This window comes from Streptomyces sp. YKOK-I1 (genome assembly GCF_054660435.1).
The window spans coordinates 7,948,988-7,966,122 of the sequence record NZ_BAAGDR010000001.1 but is presented as its reverse complement, the minus strand read 5'-3'; the positions used below and the strand labels follow the sequence as shown (position 1 = coordinate 7,966,122).

Annotated in this window: 13 protein-coding genes and 1 pseudogene; 6 read left to right on the top strand and 8 right to left on the bottom strand. The window is 73.5% G+C overall.

What is annotated here, in order from left to right; translation table 11 throughout:
• Nucleotides 1–49 precede the first annotated feature (49 nt).
• On the top strand, nt 50–490 hold the full coding sequence (locus ACYQ8Q_RS35400; protein ID WP_460070726.1) for an SRPBCC family protein: 441 nt from the start codon (nt 50–52) through the stop codon (nt 488–490).
• Nucleotides 491–515: 25 nt separating this feature from the next.
• Here ACYQ8Q_RS35400 and ACYQ8Q_RS35395 read toward each other — a convergent pair whose 3' ends face one another.
• From ACYQ8Q_RS35395 to ACYQ8Q_RS35380, 4 genes are all read right to left on the bottom strand, one after another.
• On the bottom strand, nt 516–1,667 hold the full coding sequence (locus ACYQ8Q_RS35395; protein ID WP_460070725.1) for an XdhC family protein: 1,152 nt from the start codon (nt 1,665–1,667) through the stop codon (nt 516–518).
• A 345-nt stretch (nt 1,668–2,012) separates the two neighbouring features.
• Nucleotides 2,013–4,397, bottom strand: coding sequence for a xanthine dehydrogenase family protein molybdopterin-binding subunit (locus ACYQ8Q_RS35390; RefSeq protein WP_460070724.1), 2,385 nt, complete (start codon nt 4,395–4,397; stop codon nt 2,013–2,015).
• 4 nt (nt 4,398–4,401) lie between these two features.
• Entirely contained in the window at nt 4,402–4,911 is a 510-nt protein-coding gene (locus tag ACYQ8Q_RS35385) for a (2Fe-2S)-binding protein (protein ID WP_460070723.1), read from the bottom strand.
• Nucleotides 4,911–5,801: an FAD binding domain-containing protein gene (locus ACYQ8Q_RS35380; RefSeq protein WP_460070722.1), complete on the bottom strand. Its 891-nt coding sequence runs from the start codon at nt 5,799–5,801 to the stop codon at nt 4,911–4,913. Before ACYQ8Q_RS35380 ends, ACYQ8Q_RS35385 begins: the two co-directional genes overlap by 1 nt.
• Before the next feature lie 331 nt (nt 5,802–6,132).
• Here ACYQ8Q_RS35380 and ACYQ8Q_RS35375 point away from each other — a divergent pair, with 331 nt between their 5' ends.
• Together ACYQ8Q_RS35375 and ACYQ8Q_RS35370 are read left to right on the top strand one after the other, a co-directional pair.
• Nucleotides 6,133–7,818, top strand: a complete 1,686-nt coding sequence (locus ACYQ8Q_RS35375) for a PucR family transcriptional regulator (RefSeq protein WP_460070721.1) — start codon at nt 6,133–6,135, stop codon at nt 7,816–7,818.
• A gap of 166 nt (nt 7,819–7,984) precedes the next feature.
• The gene (locus tag ACYQ8Q_RS35370; RefSeq protein ID WP_460070720.1) at nt 7,985–8,746 is read left to right on the top strand and encodes a hypothetical protein; all 762 of its coding nucleotides are present in this window, start codon (nt 7,985–7,987) and stop codon (nt 8,744–8,746) included.
• 78 nt (nt 8,747–8,824) lie between these two features.
• Here the strand turns inward: ACYQ8Q_RS35370 and ACYQ8Q_RS35365 are convergent, their stop codons facing one another.
• On the bottom strand, nt 8,825–9,634 hold the full coding sequence (locus ACYQ8Q_RS35365) for a GntR family transcriptional regulator (protein WP_460070719.1): 810 nt from the start codon (nt 9,632–9,634) through the stop codon (nt 8,825–8,827).
• A gap of 180 nt (nt 9,635–9,814) precedes the next feature.
• On the opposite strand from ACYQ8Q_RS35365, the gene ACYQ8Q_RS35360 reads away from it, so the two are divergent.
• On the top strand, nt 9,815–10,663 hold the full coding sequence (locus ACYQ8Q_RS35360) for a (2Fe-2S)-binding protein (protein WP_460070718.1): 849 nt from the start codon (nt 9,815–9,817) through the stop codon (nt 10,661–10,663).
• 313 nt (nt 10,664–10,976) lie between these two features.
• Nucleotides 10,977–12,056: a DUF2637 domain-containing protein gene (locus tag ACYQ8Q_RS35355; RefSeq protein WP_460070717.1), complete on the top strand. Its 1,080-nt coding sequence runs from the start codon at nt 10,977–10,979 to the stop codon at nt 12,054–12,056.
• 92 nt (nt 12,057–12,148) lie between these two features.
• Here the strand turns inward: ACYQ8Q_RS35355 and ACYQ8Q_RS35350 are convergent, their stop codons facing one another.
• The 3 genes and pseudogenes from ACYQ8Q_RS35350 to ACYQ8Q_RS35340 form a co-directional block, all read right to left on the bottom strand.
• Nucleotides 12,149–12,628 (bottom strand): ATP-binding protein, encoded by a 480-nt coding sequence (locus ACYQ8Q_RS35350; RefSeq protein WP_460070716.1) that lies wholly within the window; start codon nt 12,626–12,628, stop codon nt 12,149–12,151.
• 455 nt (nt 12,629–13,083) lie between these two features.
• Nucleotides 13,084–14,243, bottom strand: a pseudogene (locus tag ACYQ8Q_RS35345) (thiamine pyrophosphate-dependent enzyme); the annotation flags it as partial.
• Nucleotides 14,244–14,654: 411 nt separating this feature from the next.
• Nucleotides 14,655–16,319 carry a PP2C family serine/threonine-protein phosphatase gene (locus ACYQ8Q_RS35340; protein ID WP_460070715.1) on the bottom strand — a complete coding sequence of 555 codons (1,665 nt, stop codon included), beginning with the start codon at nt 16,317–16,319 and terminating at the stop codon, nt 14,655–14,657.
• A gap of 306 nt (nt 16,320–16,625) precedes the next feature.
• Here ACYQ8Q_RS35340 and ACYQ8Q_RS35335 point away from each other — a divergent pair, with 306 nt between their 5' ends.
• A complete protein-coding gene (locus ACYQ8Q_RS35335) occupies nt 16,626–17,108 on the top strand; it encodes a DUF456 domain-containing protein (protein WP_460070714.1) in 483 nt (160 codons plus the stop codon).
• Nucleotides 17,109–17,135: the final 27 nt, after the last annotated feature.

Below are 17,135 nucleotides of genomic sequence, written 5' to 3'. Positions count from 1 at the left end.
CGGGCGTACGCCCCGACAGGGGGCGGCGCGGACTGCCTACGATCGTCGTGTGGTCATCTTCCAGCTCGAACGCACCGCGCCGCTCCCCGTCGCGGAGGCCTGGCGCCGGCTCACCGAGTGGCGGCGGCACGGCGAGGTGGTCCCGCTCACCCGCGTCACCGTGGTCACTCCCCCGCCGGACGGCGAGGGCACGGTGATCGTGGCCCGTTCGGGGCTCGGCCCGCTGTCCTTCGACGACCGGATGGAGGTCACCGAGTGGCAGCCGCCGTCCGGCGACGGGCCGGGCCGGTGCCGGCTCGTCAAACGCGGCCGGGTGGTCCGGGGCTGGGCAGAGATCGAGGTACGGCCGGACCCGGACGGCCTGACCCGGGTCGTGTGGCGCGAGGAACTCGGCGTCCGCTTCCTTCCCACCCCGTTCGACCCACTGCTGCGGACGGCGGGCCGCCGGATGTTCGGACGGGCGGTGGAGGGGCTGCTGCGGCGGGCGTGAGCGGCCAGGCGTGAGGCCCCCGGCGTCAGGCCACTGAGCCGATCCGGGTCGGCGGGCGGGTGGGCAGGTCGTGGTGGATCGGGGTGTGGGCGCCGGTGAGCGGGACGCCGGTGCCGCCGCGGCGGGCGGCGACGATCTCGGCGGCGATCGACAGGGCCGTCTCCTCGGGGGTGCGGGCGCCCAGGTCGAGGCCGATGGGTGAGCGCAGCCGGGCCAGTTCCAGTTCCGTGACGCCGACCTCGCGCAGGCGTTCGTTGCGCTCCAGGTGGGTGCGGCGGGAGCCCATCGCGCCGACGTACGCCACGGGCAGCCGCAGCGCCAGCCGGAGCAGGGGCACGTCGAACTTGGCGTCGTGGGTCAGCACGCACAGCACGGTCCTGGCGTCCACCTCCGTACGCTCCAGATACCGGTGCGGCCACTCGACGACGATCTCGTCGGCCTCGGGGAAGCGGGCCCGGGTCGCGAAGACGGGGCGGGCGTCGCACACCGTGACACGGTGGCCCAGGAACTTGCCGACCCGGACGAGCGCCGAGGCGAAGTCGATCGCGCCGAACACGATCATCCGGGGCGGCGGCACCGAGGACTCCACGAGGACGGTGAGCGGGGTTCCGCAGCGGGAGCCCTGGGCGCCGATCTCCACGGTGCCGGTGCGGCCGGCGTCGAGGAAAGCGCCGGCCTCGGCGGCCACCGTGCGGTCCAGTGCGGGGCGGTCGCCGAGGCCGCCGTCGTACGACCCGTCGGGGCGGACGAGGAGCGCGCGGCCGACGAGGTCCGCCGGGCCGGTGACGACCCGGGCCAGTGCCGCCGTGCCGCCGGCCGCGGCGGTGGCGAGCGCGGCCCCGGCCACCGCGCGGACGGGGTCGCCGGCCCGCACCGGCATGACCAGGATGTCGATGACACCGCCGCAGGTGAGGCCCACGGCGAAGGCGTCGTCGTCGCTGTACCCGAAGCGTTCGAGGACCGTCCGGCCGTCGGCGAGGGCCTCGCGGCACAGCTCGTACACCGCGCCCTCGACACAGCCCCCGGAGACCGAGCCGATCGCCGTGCCGTCGGCGTCCACCGCGAGGGCGGCGCCGGGCCGGCGGGGCGCGCTGCCGCCGACGGCCACCACGGTGGCGACGGCGAAGTCACGTCCCTGCTCGACCCACCGGTCGAGTTCCTCGGCGATGTCCAGCATGTCCTGTCTCCTTGGCGGTCGGGGTGGGGAGGGTGCGGCGACGGCCGGCCGGCGCACGCCCAGCCAGTCCTCAAAGGGATGGAGGGCGAAAGAGAGCAGGAAGATGCCTGTGAGGCCCCACAGAAACGCACCGATCTCCCGCGCCCTGCCCTGAGCCGCCTTGACGGCCGTGTGGGAGACGACGCCGGCGGCCACGCCCGCGGTGATCGAGTAGGGAGACGGCTTCCGCGTCCCACGCTTGCGGGCGCCAGGGACTGCTGGGCCATGGTGCCGTCTCCCAAGTCTCGGAAGGGGGTTGGGACGGTGCGACCTGGGGACGGCCCGGGGCGGAACGGGGGTGGGTTGCTACGCCGTGCCGGTGAGGTGTTCCGGGCGGACCGGCGTCCTGTTCAGCTCCAGGCCCGTCGCGGCGCGCACGGCCGCGAGCACCGCCGGGGTGGAGGACAGGGTGGGGGCCTCGCCGATGCCGCGCAGGCCGTACGGGGCGTGGTCGTCGGCGAGTTCGAGGACGTCGACGGGGATGGTCGGCGTGTCGAGGATGGTGGGGATGAGGTAGTCCGTGAAGGAGGGGTTCTTCACCTTCGCCGTCTTCGGGTCGACGATGATCTCCTCCATGACGGCGACGCCCAGGCCCTGGATGGTGCCGCCCTGGATCTGGCCGAGCACGGACAGCGGGTTGAGCGCCTTGCCGACGTCCTGGGCGCAGGCCAGTTCGATCACCTTGACCAGGCCCAGCTCGGTGTCGACCTCGACGACCGCCCGGTGCGCGGCGAAGCTGTACTGGACATGGCCGTTGCCCTGTCCGGTGCGCAGGTCGAAGGGCTCGGTGGGCCGGTGCCGCCACTCCTCCTCGACCTCCACGGCCTCCTCGCCCAGGACGTCCACCAGGTCGGCGAGGACCTCGCCGCCGTCGGTGACGACCTTGCCGCCCTCCAGGAGCAGTTCGGCGGTGGCCCAGGCGGGGTGGTAGGTGCCGAACCTGCGGCGCCCCAGCTCCAGGACCTGCTCGCGGACCAGCTCGCAGGCGTTCTTCACGGCGCCGCCGGTGACGTACGTCTGCCGGGACGCCGAGGTGGAACCGGCGCTCCCCACCTCGGTGTTGGCGGGGTGGATGGTGACCTGGGCCACGCCCAGCTCGGTGCGGGCGATCTGGGCGTGGACGGTGACCCCGCCCTGGCCGACCTCCGCCATCGCCGTGTGCACGGTGACGACGGGCTCGCCGGCCACGGCCTCCAGCCGGACGCGGGCGGTGGAGTAGTCGTCGAAGCCCTCGGAGAAGCCGACGTTCTTGATGCCGACCGCGTAGCCGACGCCCCGGACCACGCCCTCGCCGTGGGTGGTGTTGGACAGACCGCCGGGGAGCTGCCGTACGTCCGCGCCCTCGCTGGACTCCCACTGGCGCTCCGGCGGCATCGGCATCGCCTTGACGCGGCGCAGGAGTTCGGCGACCGGCGCCGGGGAGTCGACCGGCTGGCCGGTGGGCAGGAGCGTGCCCTGCTCCATGGCGTTGCGCTGCCGGAACTCCACCGGGTCCAGGCCGAGTTCCTTCGCCACCTTGTCCATCTGCGCCTCGTAGGCGAAGCAGGCCTGGACCGCGCCGAAGCCGCGCATCGCGCCGCAGGGCGGGTTGTTGGTGTAGAGGGCGATCGCCTCGATGTCGACGTCGTCGACGACGTACGGACCGATGCCCAGGGAGGCGGCGTTGCCGACGACCGCCGGGGAGGCGGAGGCGTACGCGCCGCCGTCGAGGACGATCCGGCACCTGACGTGGGTGAGCTTGCCGTCGCGGGTCGCGCCGTGCTCGTAGGTGAGCTTGGCGGGGTGGCGGTGGACGTGTCCGAAGAAGGACTCGAACCGGTTGTAGACGATCTTGACGGGTTTGCCGGTGCGCAGGGCCAGCAGACAGGCGTGGATCTGCATCGACAGGTCCTCGCGGCCGCCGAAGGCGCCGCCGACGCCGGCCAGCGTCATCCGCACCTTCTCCGGCGGGAGGCCGAGGACGGGGGCGATCTGGCGCAGGTCGGAGTGGAGCCACTGGGTGGCGATGTAGAGGTGGACGCCGCCGTCCTCCTCGGGGACGGCGAGGCCGGACTCGGGGCCGAGGAAGGCCTGGTCCTGCATGCCGAAGGTGTACTCGCCCCGGACGATCACGTCGGCCCGCGCGGCGGCCGCGGCCGCGTCGCCGCGGACGATGGGCTGGCGGTGGACGATGTTCGGGTGCGCGACATGGCCGATGTGGTGGTCGGTGCGGTGCTCGTGGACGAGGACCGCGTCCGGGGCGGTCGCCGAGGCCTCGTCGGTGATCACCGGCAGCTCGCGGTACTCGACCCTGATCTTGGCGGCGGCGCGGCGGGCGGTCTCCGGGTGGTCGGCGGCGACGATCGCGACGGGCTCTCCGTGGTGGCGTACCTTGCCGTGCGCCAGGACGGGGGTGTCCTGGATCTCCAGGCCGTAGTTCTTCACCTCGGTGGGCAGGTCGTCGTACGTCATCACGGCGTACACGCCGGGCGTGGCGAGGGCCTCGCTCGTGTCGAGGGAGACGATCTCGGCGTGGGCGACGGTGGAGCGCAGGATCTGGCCCCAGAGCATGTCCTCGTGCCACAGGTCGGAGGAGTAGGCGAACTCTCCGGTGACCTTGAGGGTGCCGTCCGGGCGGAGCGTCGACTCGCCGATGCCGCCCTTGGTGTGCGACCCCTGGGTGATCTTCGTGGGAACGCCGTTGGTCGGCATGGGCTCAGACCGCCTCTGACTGCCGGGCGGCCGCGAGGCGGACCGCGTCCATGATCTTCTCGTAGCCGGTGCAGCGGCACAGGTTGCCCGAGAGGGCCTCGCGGATGTCCGCGTCGCTCGGGTCGGGGTTGCGCTCCAGCATCTCGTCGGCGGCGACCAGCAGACCGGGGGTGCAGAAGCCGCACTGGACGGCGCCGGCGTCGATGAACGCCTGCTGGATCGGGGCGAGGTCCGGGGTGTCGCCCGCGTCGCCGGACGAGCGCTGCCGGGCGTACTCGGCGAGGCCCTCGACGGTGACGACCTCGCGGCCCTCGGCCTGGCCGGCCGCGACCAGGCAGGCGCAGACCGGCACCCCGTCCAGGCGGACCGTGCAGGATCCGCATTCGCCCTGTTCGCAGGCGTTCTTGGAGCCGGGCAGGCCGAGGCGCTCGCGCAGGACGTAGAGCAGGCTCTCGCCCTCCCAGACGTCGTCGGCCTCCTGGGGGCGTCCGTTGACGGTGAGGTTGACGCGCATCACGCGGCTCCTTCCGAGGTGCGGCGGGTGCCGCGGTACGACTCCCAGGTCCAGGTCAGGGTGCGGCGGGCCATGACGCCGACCGCGTGCCGGCGGTAGCTCGCGGTGCCGCGGACGTCGTCGATGGGGTTGCAGGCGGCGGCGCAGAGCGTGGCGAACTCCTTGGCGACCGACGGGGTGACGATCTTCCCGTTGTCCCAGAAGCCGCCCTCCTCCAGAGCCGCGTTCAGGAAGTCCTCGGCGGCCTTCGCCCGGACGGGGGTGGGGGCGGCGGATCCGATGCCGGTGCGGACCGTGCGGGTGTCGGGGTGCAGGGCGAGGCCGAAGGCGCAGACGGCGATGACCATGGCGTTGCGGGTGCCGACCTTGGAGTACTGCTGCGGGCCGTCGGCCTTCTTGATGTGGATCGCGCGGATCAGTTCGTCGGGGGCGAGCGCGTTGCGCTTGACGCCGGTGTAGAAGGCGTCGATGGGGATACGGCGGCTGCCGCGCACCGACTCGGCCTCGACCTCGGCGCCGGCCGCCAGCAGGGCGGGGTGGGCGTCCCCGGCCGGGGAGGCGGTGCCGAGGTTGCCGCCGACGCCGCCGCGGTTGCGGATCTGCGGGGAGGCCACGGTGTGCGAGGCGAGGGCCAGGCCCGGCAGTTCGGACCGCAGGTTCTCCATGATCTGCGTGTACGGCACGGAGGCGCCCAGCCGCACGGAGTCCTCGCCGGTCTCCCACTCGTAGAGGTCGGCGACGCGGTTCAGGTCCAGGAGGTACTCGGGCCGCCGGTGGTCGAAGTTGATCTCGACCATCACATCGGTGCCCCCGGCGATCGGCACCGCGCTGGGGTGCTCGGCCTTCGCGGCGAGCGCCTCCTCCCAGCTTGCGGGGCGAAGGAAGTCCATGACCGGCTCTCTTCTTCGTCTCGTGGGTCGTACGGATCGAGCCAGATCGTGTGCGGCGGGCCCGGCTCGTTCATGTGCTGTTCACGCGCAGTGGGCTCAGTACACAGCGCCGTACTCCGACCGTGTCAGTCACGGAAACCATGAAGGAGTTGGCTGGTCGCGACAGGCATCTTGTAGATTCGTATGAACGGAGGCCATCGGAAACCTCTCCGTATCCGCTGGGTTCCCTCCGGGAAACACCACCGGGCCCCCGTCCCACGGATCCCTTCACTTTTCATCGTAGTTTTCGAGACAGTCTTCGAGACAAGAGACAAGGAACGGCGGCGACGAGATGCGGCTGCGCGCACTTCTGGACACCGATGCGCTGGGGCTGCGGCTGCTCGGCGGCGAGGACGAGCTCGACCGCGCGGTGCGCGGGGTGATGACCACCGACCTGCGGGACCCGAGCCGCTATCTCTCCGGCGGCGAGCTGGTGCTGACGGGCCTGGCCTGGCGCCGGGGGCCCGCGGACTCCGAGTCGTTCGTACGGATCCTGGTGCAGGCCCAGGTGGCCGGGCTGGCGGCGGGCACGGCCGAGCTGGGGTACGTGCCGGACGATCTCGTCGAGGCCTGCGCCCGGCACCGGCTGCCGGTGTTCGCGGTGCACGAGTCGGTGGCCTTCGCGACGATCACCGAGCATGTCGTCCGGCAGGTCAGCGGGGAGCGTGCCGGGGATCTCGCGGCGGTGGTGGACCGGCACCGGCGGATGATGACCTCGGGTCCGGCGGGCGGCGGCCCGGACGTGGTCCTGGATCTGCTCGGCTCCGATCTGGACCTGCGGGCCTGGGTGCTGTCCCCCACCGGGCGGCTGATCGCGGGCCCGAAGACGGCTGGCCCGGCGCTGCCGGCCGAGGTGTGCGCCCGGCTGGCCGGGGAGCAGCTCGCGGCGGTGCGCGGCGGGCGGCGCGGGCCGCACCGGACGATGGTGGGCCCCACGACGTACTCGCTGTTCCCGGTCCGCAGCGGCGGCGGCCGCGGCGCGCAGGGCGGGCGGGACGTGCGCGAGAGCGTGCTGTCGGAATGGCTGCTGGCCGTGGAGGCGGACGCCGGGGAGTGGCAGGAGGAGCGGCTGGACCTGCTGTACGGCGTCACCCAGCTGATCGCGGTCGAGCGGGACCGGCGGGACGCGGCGCGCACGGTGCGCCGGCGGCTCGCGCAGGAGGTGCTGGAGCTGGTGCAGACCGGCGCGGCCCCGGCGGAGATCGCGGCGCGGCTGCGAGTGGCCGCGCCGGTGCTGCTGCCGGGCCTGGGCGCCGCCCCGCACTGGCAGGTGGTCGTGGCGCGCGTGGAGTGGGACCGTCCCGAGGGCGAGGGCCCGCAGACGGGTCCGGTGACCCAGTCGCTGCTGGAGGAGATCCTGGTGGACCCGCTGGCGACCGGGACCGAGCCGTCCGACCGGATCGCCGTCGCCCACACCGGTGACGAGGCCGTCGCCCTGGTGCCCCTGCCGGCGGTCTCCACCGAGCACGACGGCTCCGAGGCGGGCATCCTCGCCGAGGCGCTGCTGGCCGCCGTACGGGAGCCGCTGTCGGCGGGGCTGGACGGTGACGGGCGCCTCACGCTCGGGGTGAGCGCGGCCGTGCACTCGGCGGAGGGGCTGCGCGGGGCGCTGGAGGAGGCGCGGCACGCACGGCGGGTCGCGGCGGCCCGGCCCGGCCGGGTCTGCGCGGCCGGGCACCAGGAGCTCGCCTCGCACGTGCTGCTGCTGCCGTTCGTCCCGGACGACGTGCGCCGGGCGTTCACGGCGCGGCTGCTGGACCCGCTGCGCGAGTACGACCGGCGCCACCGGGCCGAGCTGATCCCGACGCTGGAGGCGTTCCTGGAGTGCGACGGCTCCTGGACTCGGTGCGCGTCCCGACTGCATCTCCACGTCAACACCCTGCGCTACCGGGTCGGCCGGATCGAGCAGTTGACGAGCCGTGATCTGTCGCGGCTGGAGGACAAGCTGGATTTCTTCCTGGCGCTGCGGATGAGCTGAGTTCGGGCCGCCCCCCGTCGAAACCTCGGGGGCGGACAGTCCCACGACTTTGTGAAATCCTTCACCCGCCCCCTTGGCCCGGCGCCGGGATTCGTGCTGAGATGCCGCAACCACCTACTCAAGGCTCGACGGCGCGCTCGGGGAGGGCAACGTGGCGTACTCCGCCATGTCTGGTACCGGAACGACCGCAGATGACGATCCCGTCCAGATCGCCGTGTGGCGGTTGCGCTCGCGGGCCTGCTGGGTCGACGCCGCGGCCCTGCTGCCGGCGGACACCGCGCCGGGCGCGATCCAGCGGGCGGCGCTGCTCGTCGAGCGGTGTCTGTACACCGAACAGGGCTGGCAGGACGCCGAGGACGCGCTGCGCACGGCGGAGGCGCTCGCGCACGACGACGAGGAGCGGGGCGCGGCCGCCTGCGAACGGGGCTATCTCGCCTACGCCGCCACCCTGCACGCGGTGCGCGACCGGGTGGACGAGGCGCGGGCGGCGCTCGGCCGGGCGGCGGCGCTGATCCCGCCGGACGCGGTGGGGCGGGCGCTGCTGGACTTCCGGCGCGGGCTGCTCGCGGAGAACATCTCGCGCTCCCCGCAGGCCGCGCGGGCCGCGTACCGGCGCGCCCACACGGCGGCGGCGGCGCACTCGGACGAGCTGCTGCTGTCGTTCACCTGGCGGCATCTGGCCGGACTGGCCCTGCGGGACGGGGAGCTGGCGGAGGCACGCCACGGCTTCGCCGAATCCCTGCGCATCCGGGAGGAGTTGGGCTACCTGGTCGGAACCGCTCCGGCGCTCGTCTCCCTCGCGGACACCGAGACCGAACCGGAGGCCTCCCGGCTCAGGGAGGAGGCCCGCCGCCTGTTCCGCCTGCTGGGCGGCGTACCGACCTGGCTGGCGGCCCAGTTGGCACCACCACCGGCGGCGACGGCGTAGTCAGGGGGCGCGTCAGCGCCCGTAGGGGCGCGGGGAACTGCGCGACCGGCCACAACGGCGCCGCACCGAACCACAGCCTCAGGCAACGCCCGCGAAGTGGTTACGGACCAGAACCTGAACGGCCTCCGACTCCCCCGCGCACAACGCATCGAGCAGAGCGAGATGCTCCGCCGCGTCGGCAAGCAACTCGGCCCGCACGCGCGGCCCGGGCCCGCCGACCAGGGGCCACTGGGCACGGCGATGGAGATCCTCCGCGATGGCGACGAGCTGTTCGTTCCCGGCGGGGGCGAGCAGCGCCCGGTGGAAGACGCGGTCCGCCTCGCCGTACGTCACCCGGCACCCGGAGCCCGCGGCACGGACCGTCGCCTCGGCGAGGGGCCTGAGCTCGGCCCACCGCTCGGCCGGCACCGTACGGGCCAGCCGCTGCATGACCGGCACCTCGATCAGCGCCCGCACCTCGGCCAGCTCGGCGAGTTCCCGTGCGCCGCGCTCGACGACGCGGAACCCCCGGTTGGGCACGACCTCGACGGTGCCCTCCATCGCGAGCTGCTGCATCGCCTCGCGCACCGGGGTCGCCGAGACCCCGAAGCGGTCGCCGAGGACCGGAGCCGAGTACACCTCGCCCGGCCTGAGCTCCCCGGAGACCAGCGCGGTGCGCAGCGCGTCCAGGATCTGCCCGCGCACGGAGGCCCGCTGGACGACCGGCCGGGGCTGCGGGATCGGCGGCTCGCTGTGCGTGTGCTCCCCGCGCGCGGCGCCCCGCGGCCCGCAGCGCTCCCCGTCCAGTTCCTGGGAGGGGACCGCCCGCTGCTGGGCCGGCACCCGGGCGCGGGCCGGGTCGTCCTGCCCGATCCCCGTCCCGGCGGAGCCCTGCGTGCCCTGCTTCACGGGTCCTCCTGGCGGACGTGTCGGTACTTGGGGTCATTACGGCGGGTTGTTACTCGCCCGTCAAGCACCTTAGGCGTACTGGCCGTCAGTTCAAATCCCGAGGACACTGGATAAGGTTAGGCTTACCTTCGAAAGCCCCTGCTTTCACCCATCCCGCCTTCCGGAACGGTGGTCCCCGGCATGCCCTCAGCCCCGTCGGTCACAGCGGAGTCCTACGCCCGTCTCACCGAGGTCTATCCGGGTCTGACCGTCACCGAGCTGGACCCCGGCGCGGCGGCGCCCCGGGGCGGCGGCTGGGTCGCGGCGGCGGACCTCGCCGCGGGCGGCGCCGCCCTGGACGCCTTCCTGGCCTGGGACGACGCCCAGGTGGTGCGGGACTACGGGCAGCGGGCCCGCCCCGACGTGACGGCGAGCTTCGGACTGCACCGGTACGCCTGGCCGGCCTGTCTGCTGATCACCGTGCCCTGGTTCCTGCACCGCCGGGTTCCTCGCTACCCCGTGACGCACGTCTCGTACGACCGCACCGGCGACGGCATGCGGATGGCCGTACGCCCGCCGCCGTCGTTCGCCTGCCTGCCGGGGGACCCGGCGGCGGCGCTGCCCGGCGCACGGGTGGTGCCGGACGAGGAGGCGCTGCGGGCGCAGGTGCGGGCGGCGGTGGCCGAGCACCACGAGCCGGTGCTCGCCGGGTTCGGGCCGCGGACCCGGCGGCGCGGGCGCGCGCTGTGGGGCATGGTGACGGACGAGATCGTCGAGGGCCTGTGGTACGTCGCCCATCTGTTCGGCGACGGTGAGCAGCAGCGGGCGCGGCACGAGCTGGAGCTGCTGCTGCCGGGCGCCACCAAGCCGTACGTCGGCTCCGCGGCCTTCCGTGAACTGACCGGTCCGGACGGGGAGTCGCTGCCCACCCGGGACCGGGCGAGCTGCTGCATGTTCTACACGGTGCGCCCCGAGGACACCTGCGCCACCTGCCCGCGCACCTGCGACGCGGACCGGATCGGCAGGCTCACCGCGGCCGCCGCCGGCTGAGGCGTCCTCAGGCACCCCCGGGGGTACGGCCGCCACGGGCTTGACGTAAGATCACCCGGACGAGACGCCCCTATGGTTACAGCTGATTCACAATTTCCTCACCTGCCGCGGGAACTTTCCGTGGAACCACCCGTACGGGTAGTCTTGTTCGAACTCAACTCCCGCCCCTCAAGCGGCAGTTCGAGCTGGAACGTCGCCCTGGGCATCCCCTTGCACCTCCTTGGCGGCCTCTTGCCCCGAAACCCCCTGAGGGACGGCGGGATTGGGTCACTATGGCGGGCGTTACGCCCTATCCCAATGCAAGGGACCCCAGATGAGACTGACCGACATATCGCTGAACTGGCTGCTTCCGGGCGCCGTACTGCTCCTGGGCATGCTGGCGGCGGTGGCGGTGCTCGCGCGGAGCAAGCGGTCCGGGGAGCACGCCAAAACCGACGACTCGTGGGAACGCAGCGAGGAGCGCCGCAGGCGCAAGGAGGCCATATACGGCACCGCCTCCTATGTCCTTCTGTTCTGCTGTGCGGCCGTCGCCGCCGCGCTCTCCTTCCACGGCCTGGTCGGCTTCGGCGAGCAGAACCTCGGACTGTCCGGCGGCTGGGAGTACCTGGTGCCGTTCGGCCTGGACGGCGCGGCGATGTTCTGCTCCGTCCTCGCGGTCCGCGAGGCCTCCCACGGTGACGCGGCGCTCGGCTCCCGGATACTCGTGTGGACGTTCGCCGGCGCAGCGGCCTGGTTCAACTGGGTGCACGCGCCCAGGGGTCTGAGCCACGCGGGCGCCCCGCACTTCTTCGCCGGCATGTCGCTGTCCGCGGCCGTGCTGTTCGACCGGGCGCTGAAGCAGACCCGTCGCGCCGCGCTGCGCGAGCAGGGTCTGGTGCCCCGTCCGCTGCCGCAGATCCGTGTGGTGCGCTGGGTGCGGGCCCCCCGTGAGACCTACAAGGCGTGGTCCCTGATGCTGCTGGAGAACGTGCGCAGCCTGGACGAGGCCGTCGAGGAGGTCCGCGACGACAAGGCCCGCAAGGAAGAGGCCAAGCTGCGCCGTCGCGAGGAGCAGCGCCTGGAGCGGGCCCAGCTCAAGGCGATCAGCCGGGGTCACGGCCGCTGGCCCGGGCGGGGCGGCGGCGGTGGCGGTGGCCGTCAGCTGGAGCCCGGCCAGGCCGCGGCCCTGGAGCCCGCGACCGCCGCGGCCTCGGCCGAGCGGGTCTCCGCGGAGAGCGGCATATCCGGTGCGCCGGAGCAGCTGCCGGTCCGCCAGCGGCCCTCCCTCCAGCCGGTGCGCCAGTCCTCCGACGGGTACTCCGTCGACCTCACGGCGGAGGACGACACCATGGCCCTGCCGCGCCTGGACTCCCTGGAGCGCAAGCTCAAGGACCTGGAGCAGCAGTTCGGCTGACCTCCCGGTCCGGCTGACGGCCGACCGGTGACACCTTGGGAAGGGGGCGCGACCGCCACGGTCGCGCCCCCTTCCCGTGCCCTGTCCGGGTCTCAGGCCGCCCCGGCGGTCAGTTCGAACCAGACGACCTTCCCGGCGCCCTGCGCCCGGACGCCCCAGGAGTCCGCGAGGGACTGCACCAGGACCAGGCCCCGGCCGTGCGTGCCGTCGTCGGCGGCCGGCACGGTGGGCCGGGGGCGGCCCGGCACGGAGTCCCGCACCTCCACCCGCAGACCGGCCGGTGACACGGTGGCCGTCAGGACCGCCTCGTCGTCGGTGTGCACCAGTGCGTTGGTGACGAGTTCGCTGGTCAGCAGTTCCGCCGTCTCCGAGCGGCCGGGCTTGCCCCAGCCCCGCAACAGCTCGCGCAGCGCGCGGCGCGCCTCGGGCACCGCCCGCAGGTCGGCCGGCCCGAGTCTGCGATTGAGCTGCGCGTCTACGGTGTCGTCCCCCTCCGCGATCTCCGTTTCCCGCTGTGCCGCCGAGGTGCCCGCGATCGCCGTCCGACCGCTGCCCCGTGCCTGCCTCACCATGACCCCCGCCCGCGTGCCGATGTCGGTTCCCCTCCTGCTCGAACACGTTCACGGGATCCATGCCCGGTCGGCACGGCGCCAGTCATGTCGAATCGTCCACGCCCGGGTGTTCGGCCATGTTCGAGGGGGCGCACAAGCGGTCGGCCGGACCGCGCCCCCCGGTGCGCGGTCCGGCCGGATCACCGGGGACGAGACCGGTTTCGCCACCGTACGGACCCGGTTTCCGTGCGGGGGTGACGCGGTACGACGGCACGGGCCCGCCCCCGAAGGGCGTACGCCCGCGCGGCCTGCGAGCCGTCCCCCCGCGGGCCCGGGCGGCCACCCCCGCCGAAGTTGGCCGGAATGCGTCGCTCAGTGGAGCGTCCGACGTCCTGGTCCAGCCGTACGACCCGGCCCTTCGCTGCAGCCGTGCCGGGCAGTTCGACGATGACCAGACGGCGCGTTTCAGGGGCGTCTCAAGGACGGGGCATGGTACGGAGGTTGGAGCGGGCCATCTGGAGCATCCGGCCGACCCCGCCGTCCAGCACGATCTTCGAGGCGGACAGGGCGAACCCGGTCACCATCTCGGCGCTGATCTTCGGCGGGATGGACAGCGCGTGGGGGTCGGTGACGACGTCGACGAGGGCGGGACCCTTGTGCCGGAAGGCGTCCCTGAGGGCGCCGGCGAGCTGCTTGGGCTTCTCCACGCGGACGCCGTAGGCCCCGCAGGAGCGGGCGACCAGGGCGAAGTCGGGGTTCTTGTTGGTGGTGCCGTACGAGGGAAGTCCGGCGACCAGCATCTCCAACTCGACCATGCCGAGAGAGGAGTTGTTGAACAGTACGACCTTCACCGGCAGGTCGTACTGCACCAGCGTCAGGAAGTCGCCCATCAGCATGGTGAATCCGCCGTCGCCGGACATCGAGACGACCTGGCGGCGGCGGTCGGTGAACTGCGCCCCGACCGCCATGGGCAGCGCGTTCGCCATCGAGCCGTGGGAGAAGGAACCGATCACCCGACGGCGGCCGTTGGGGGTGAGATAGCGGGCCGCCCAGACATTGCACATACCGGTGTCCACGGTGAACACGGCTTCGTCGTCGGCGAGTTCGTCGAGGACGGAGGCGACGTACTCGGGGTGCAGCGGGACGTGCTTCTCCACCTTCCGGGTGTACGCCCTGACGACCCCCTCCAGCGCGTCCGCGTGCTTCTTCAGCATGCGGTCCAGGAACCGCCGGTCGTCCTTGGGCCGCACCCGGGGGATCAGGCAGCGCAGCGTCTCGCCCACGTCGCCCCACACGGCGAGGTCCAGCCGGGAGCAGCGGCCGAGGTGTTCGGGGCGGACGTCGACCTGGGCGATCTGGACATCGTGAGACCGCTCATCCCGACGTCGTACTGGATGTGCTCCTTGCCGCGCAGGGCGTGGCCCACCGGGGACTTGATCTTCCCCGCGAGTTCCATGACCTCGGCGTGCGCGCCGGCCGTGCCGCTGCCGCAGAACAGGGTGACCCGGCCGGCCGCGTCGATCATCCGGACCAGGGCGTCGATCTCGGCGTCCCCGGGGCGGACCGTGGGACGGCTGGTGACGAGGGCGGTCCCGGCGGCCTTCTCGGGGGCGGGCGCGGCGGCGATGTCACCAGGAGGGAGACAGCATTGGGGCCGCCCGCACATCTAGTGCGGGCGGCCCCAACGCGGCACCTTCCGGATGCCTCGGAGAGCTTCGGTGGGTTCCCGCTTCACAGGCCCGAGCCGAGACGAGTCTCGGTCTTATCAGGCCTCCACCGGCGTTTTCCGTCTCCGCCCGCCCGGCGGCGACCACCGGGTTGTATCTGTCCCGGCTGCTTGGAGCTTCCGGAGTCACCCGTCGCTCCACACGGCAATCAGCCCATCACGGTGCGCAGTTAACCCAACACGAGAAGTAGCCCCGCGTCTGACCCCGGCGCGGGCGAGGATGTCCACGAACTGCTCGGCGACGTTCTGCTTGGCCATGGCCGGACGCACCCCTTCTCGGAACCTCGGGTACCTCCCTCCACAGTGGCCGGGCCGGGACGCTCACGCCTCCCAGACGGCCGCCGCCGTACGGTCGTCCGCGTAGCCCTTGACCCGGACCTGGGTGTCGGCGAGGAACGCGGCGAGGCCGGGCGGGGGCTGCCGCGACCAGCGTTCCGTGAGGTGGGCGGGGAGTGCGGGCTCACCGCGCAGGGGGTCGGCGAGGCCGCTCGTGCACATCAGCAGGGTGTCACCCGGCCGGGCTACGGAGGCACGGAAGCGGAAGGGGTCGCGGGGCGGCTCGGGGGGCGGGTCGTAGGGGCTCGGCGGGGTCGGGATGCCGAGGTCCATGGTGAGCCGGTCGCCCTCGGGCGTCTCCGCGGGCAGCGCGCCGAACCCGACGACGGGCTCCCCGGCGACCTCGCCGACCCCCGGCTCCAGGTCCTGCCACTCCCCGCCGCGCAGCCGGAACAGACCGCCGTCGCCGACGCCGAAGAAGACCCGGGTACGGCACTCGGGGTCGGCGGGCAGCAGCAGACAGCGCAGGGTGGCCGTGTACGCGTCGGGCTCCAGGCCCTGTTCGGCGGCTGCGGCCCTGAGCCGGCCGAGGCTGCGGTCGGTGAGGCGGTGCAGTCCGGACTTCAGGTCGCCGCGCCGGGCGGCCCTCATGTCCTGCGCCAGCCGGACATGGCTGCGGCCCACGGCCCGGCCGATCCACCGGCAGGCCTCGGCGGCCGCCCGGTGCGCGCCCGGCGTGGCCCGCGCGCCGGTCGCCATCGCCACCAGCACCAGCGCGTGCTCGCCGGTGCCGAACCGGGCGACGAGCAGCGCGTCCCGGCGCGGCTCGCCCCGGTACCGCGCCGAGTCCCCGCGCACCGACACGGCCCTGAGCGCACAGTTCCCGTAGAAGGCCCCGTCCAGCACGGTGTCGGCCACCAGGTCGTCCAGCGCGTCCGGATCGGCGGTCGGCAGCGCGGTGGGCTCGGCGTCGTAGGTCGGCGGCCGCGACCCGACGTACGCCGTGAGCTCGTCGGGCATCAGAGGCAGGTCGACGGCGGTGGGGGTCCGGGCGACGAGACCGCTGGTGGAGGTGGTGGGGGTGCCGACGGACGGGGGCGGGGGCGTACCGGTCGACCGGGCGGCAGGCGAGGGGTGGGTGAAGCCGGGAGGCGGCGGGCCCGGAGGGAGAGCCATGGGGGCGGGGGGCAGGTCGGGCGGAGGCGGCATGGACCGGGAAGCCGACAGTGCGTCCGGGGTCGGCCCGGCGCCGACGTCCGGGGTCGGCCCGGCACCAGGGTCGGGGATCTGCCCGGCACCCGCGTCCGGGCTCGGTGCGGCACCGGCGGATGACGACGGTGCGGATCGGGTGGACGACGACGGCACGGACCCGTCGGACGACGACGCCACGGACCCGGTGGACGACGACGCCACGGACCCGTCGGACGACGACGGCACGGACCCGGTGGACGACGGCGTGGGGGCCGTTGCCGCGTCCGGGGCCAGCCACCAGTCGGTCTGGGCGTCCGCCACCGCCTGTTCCGTCGGCGTGCGTGGGGGCGGGACCTGGTTCGCCGGACCCGTGGGACGCACCGTCCCCGCCGCCGAGGCGAAGCGGTCGTCCAGGGAGTCCGCGGTGGGCGCGGGGCCCGTGTCCGCGGTGGAGTCGTCGTACAGCTGCCCCCACCAGTCGTCCTCGGGACCGGTGGGCCTTCCCCCCTGCTGGCTCATGCCCCCAATTGTCCACCGCACGGCCCGGATGAAAACGGGGCATCCGGAAAATGCGTCACCGTCGAATGTCAGTACGGCCCTACGCGGACGACGGTCGACGGGCGGTCCCACCCCCCACGGGAGAACCACCCGGCGACCTCGGGAGTGACCCCGGCTCAAATCCCCTGTGCGCCCCTGCGCCTCATGAGCCCGCACCACGTTCTCGATGCCGAAGTGTGCACCGGGCCTTGGCGGCCCGGCCGGGTCGCCCACGAGCGGGCCCCGTCTTGACCTGCGGGTTCCCCGTGATTCCGGCACTCTGGGCAGATGGGACCGTGGGAACTCCTGCTGGTCGGCCTGGTGATCCTGCTCGGCCTGTGCGGAGTGCTGGTGCCGGGGGTGCCGGGCTCGTGGTTCGTGTGGTCCGCGGTCCTGTGGTGGGCGCTGAAGGATCCGCAGCCGGTCGCCTGGTGGGTGCTCGTGGGCGCCACCGTCGCGCTGTTCCTGAGCCAGGTGGTCCGCTGGGCGCTGCCACCGCGCCGGCTGCGGGAGAGCGGCGCGACCCCCCGGATGGCGGTGTACGCCGGGGTCGGGGCGCTTCTCGGCTTCTTCCTGGTGCCCGTGCTGGGCGCGATCCCCGGTTTCATGGGCGGCATCTACCTCTGTGAGCGGCTCCGGCTGGGCGGGCACGGCGAGGCCCGCGCGGCCCTGCGCACGGCCATGCGCTCGGGCGGCTCCAGCGTGCTCACGGAGCTGTTCACCTGCCTGCTGATCACGGGGGCGTGGCTGGGGGCGGTGCTGTGGGGGTGATCCGCAGCCGTCCGCTCGTGGCGCCCA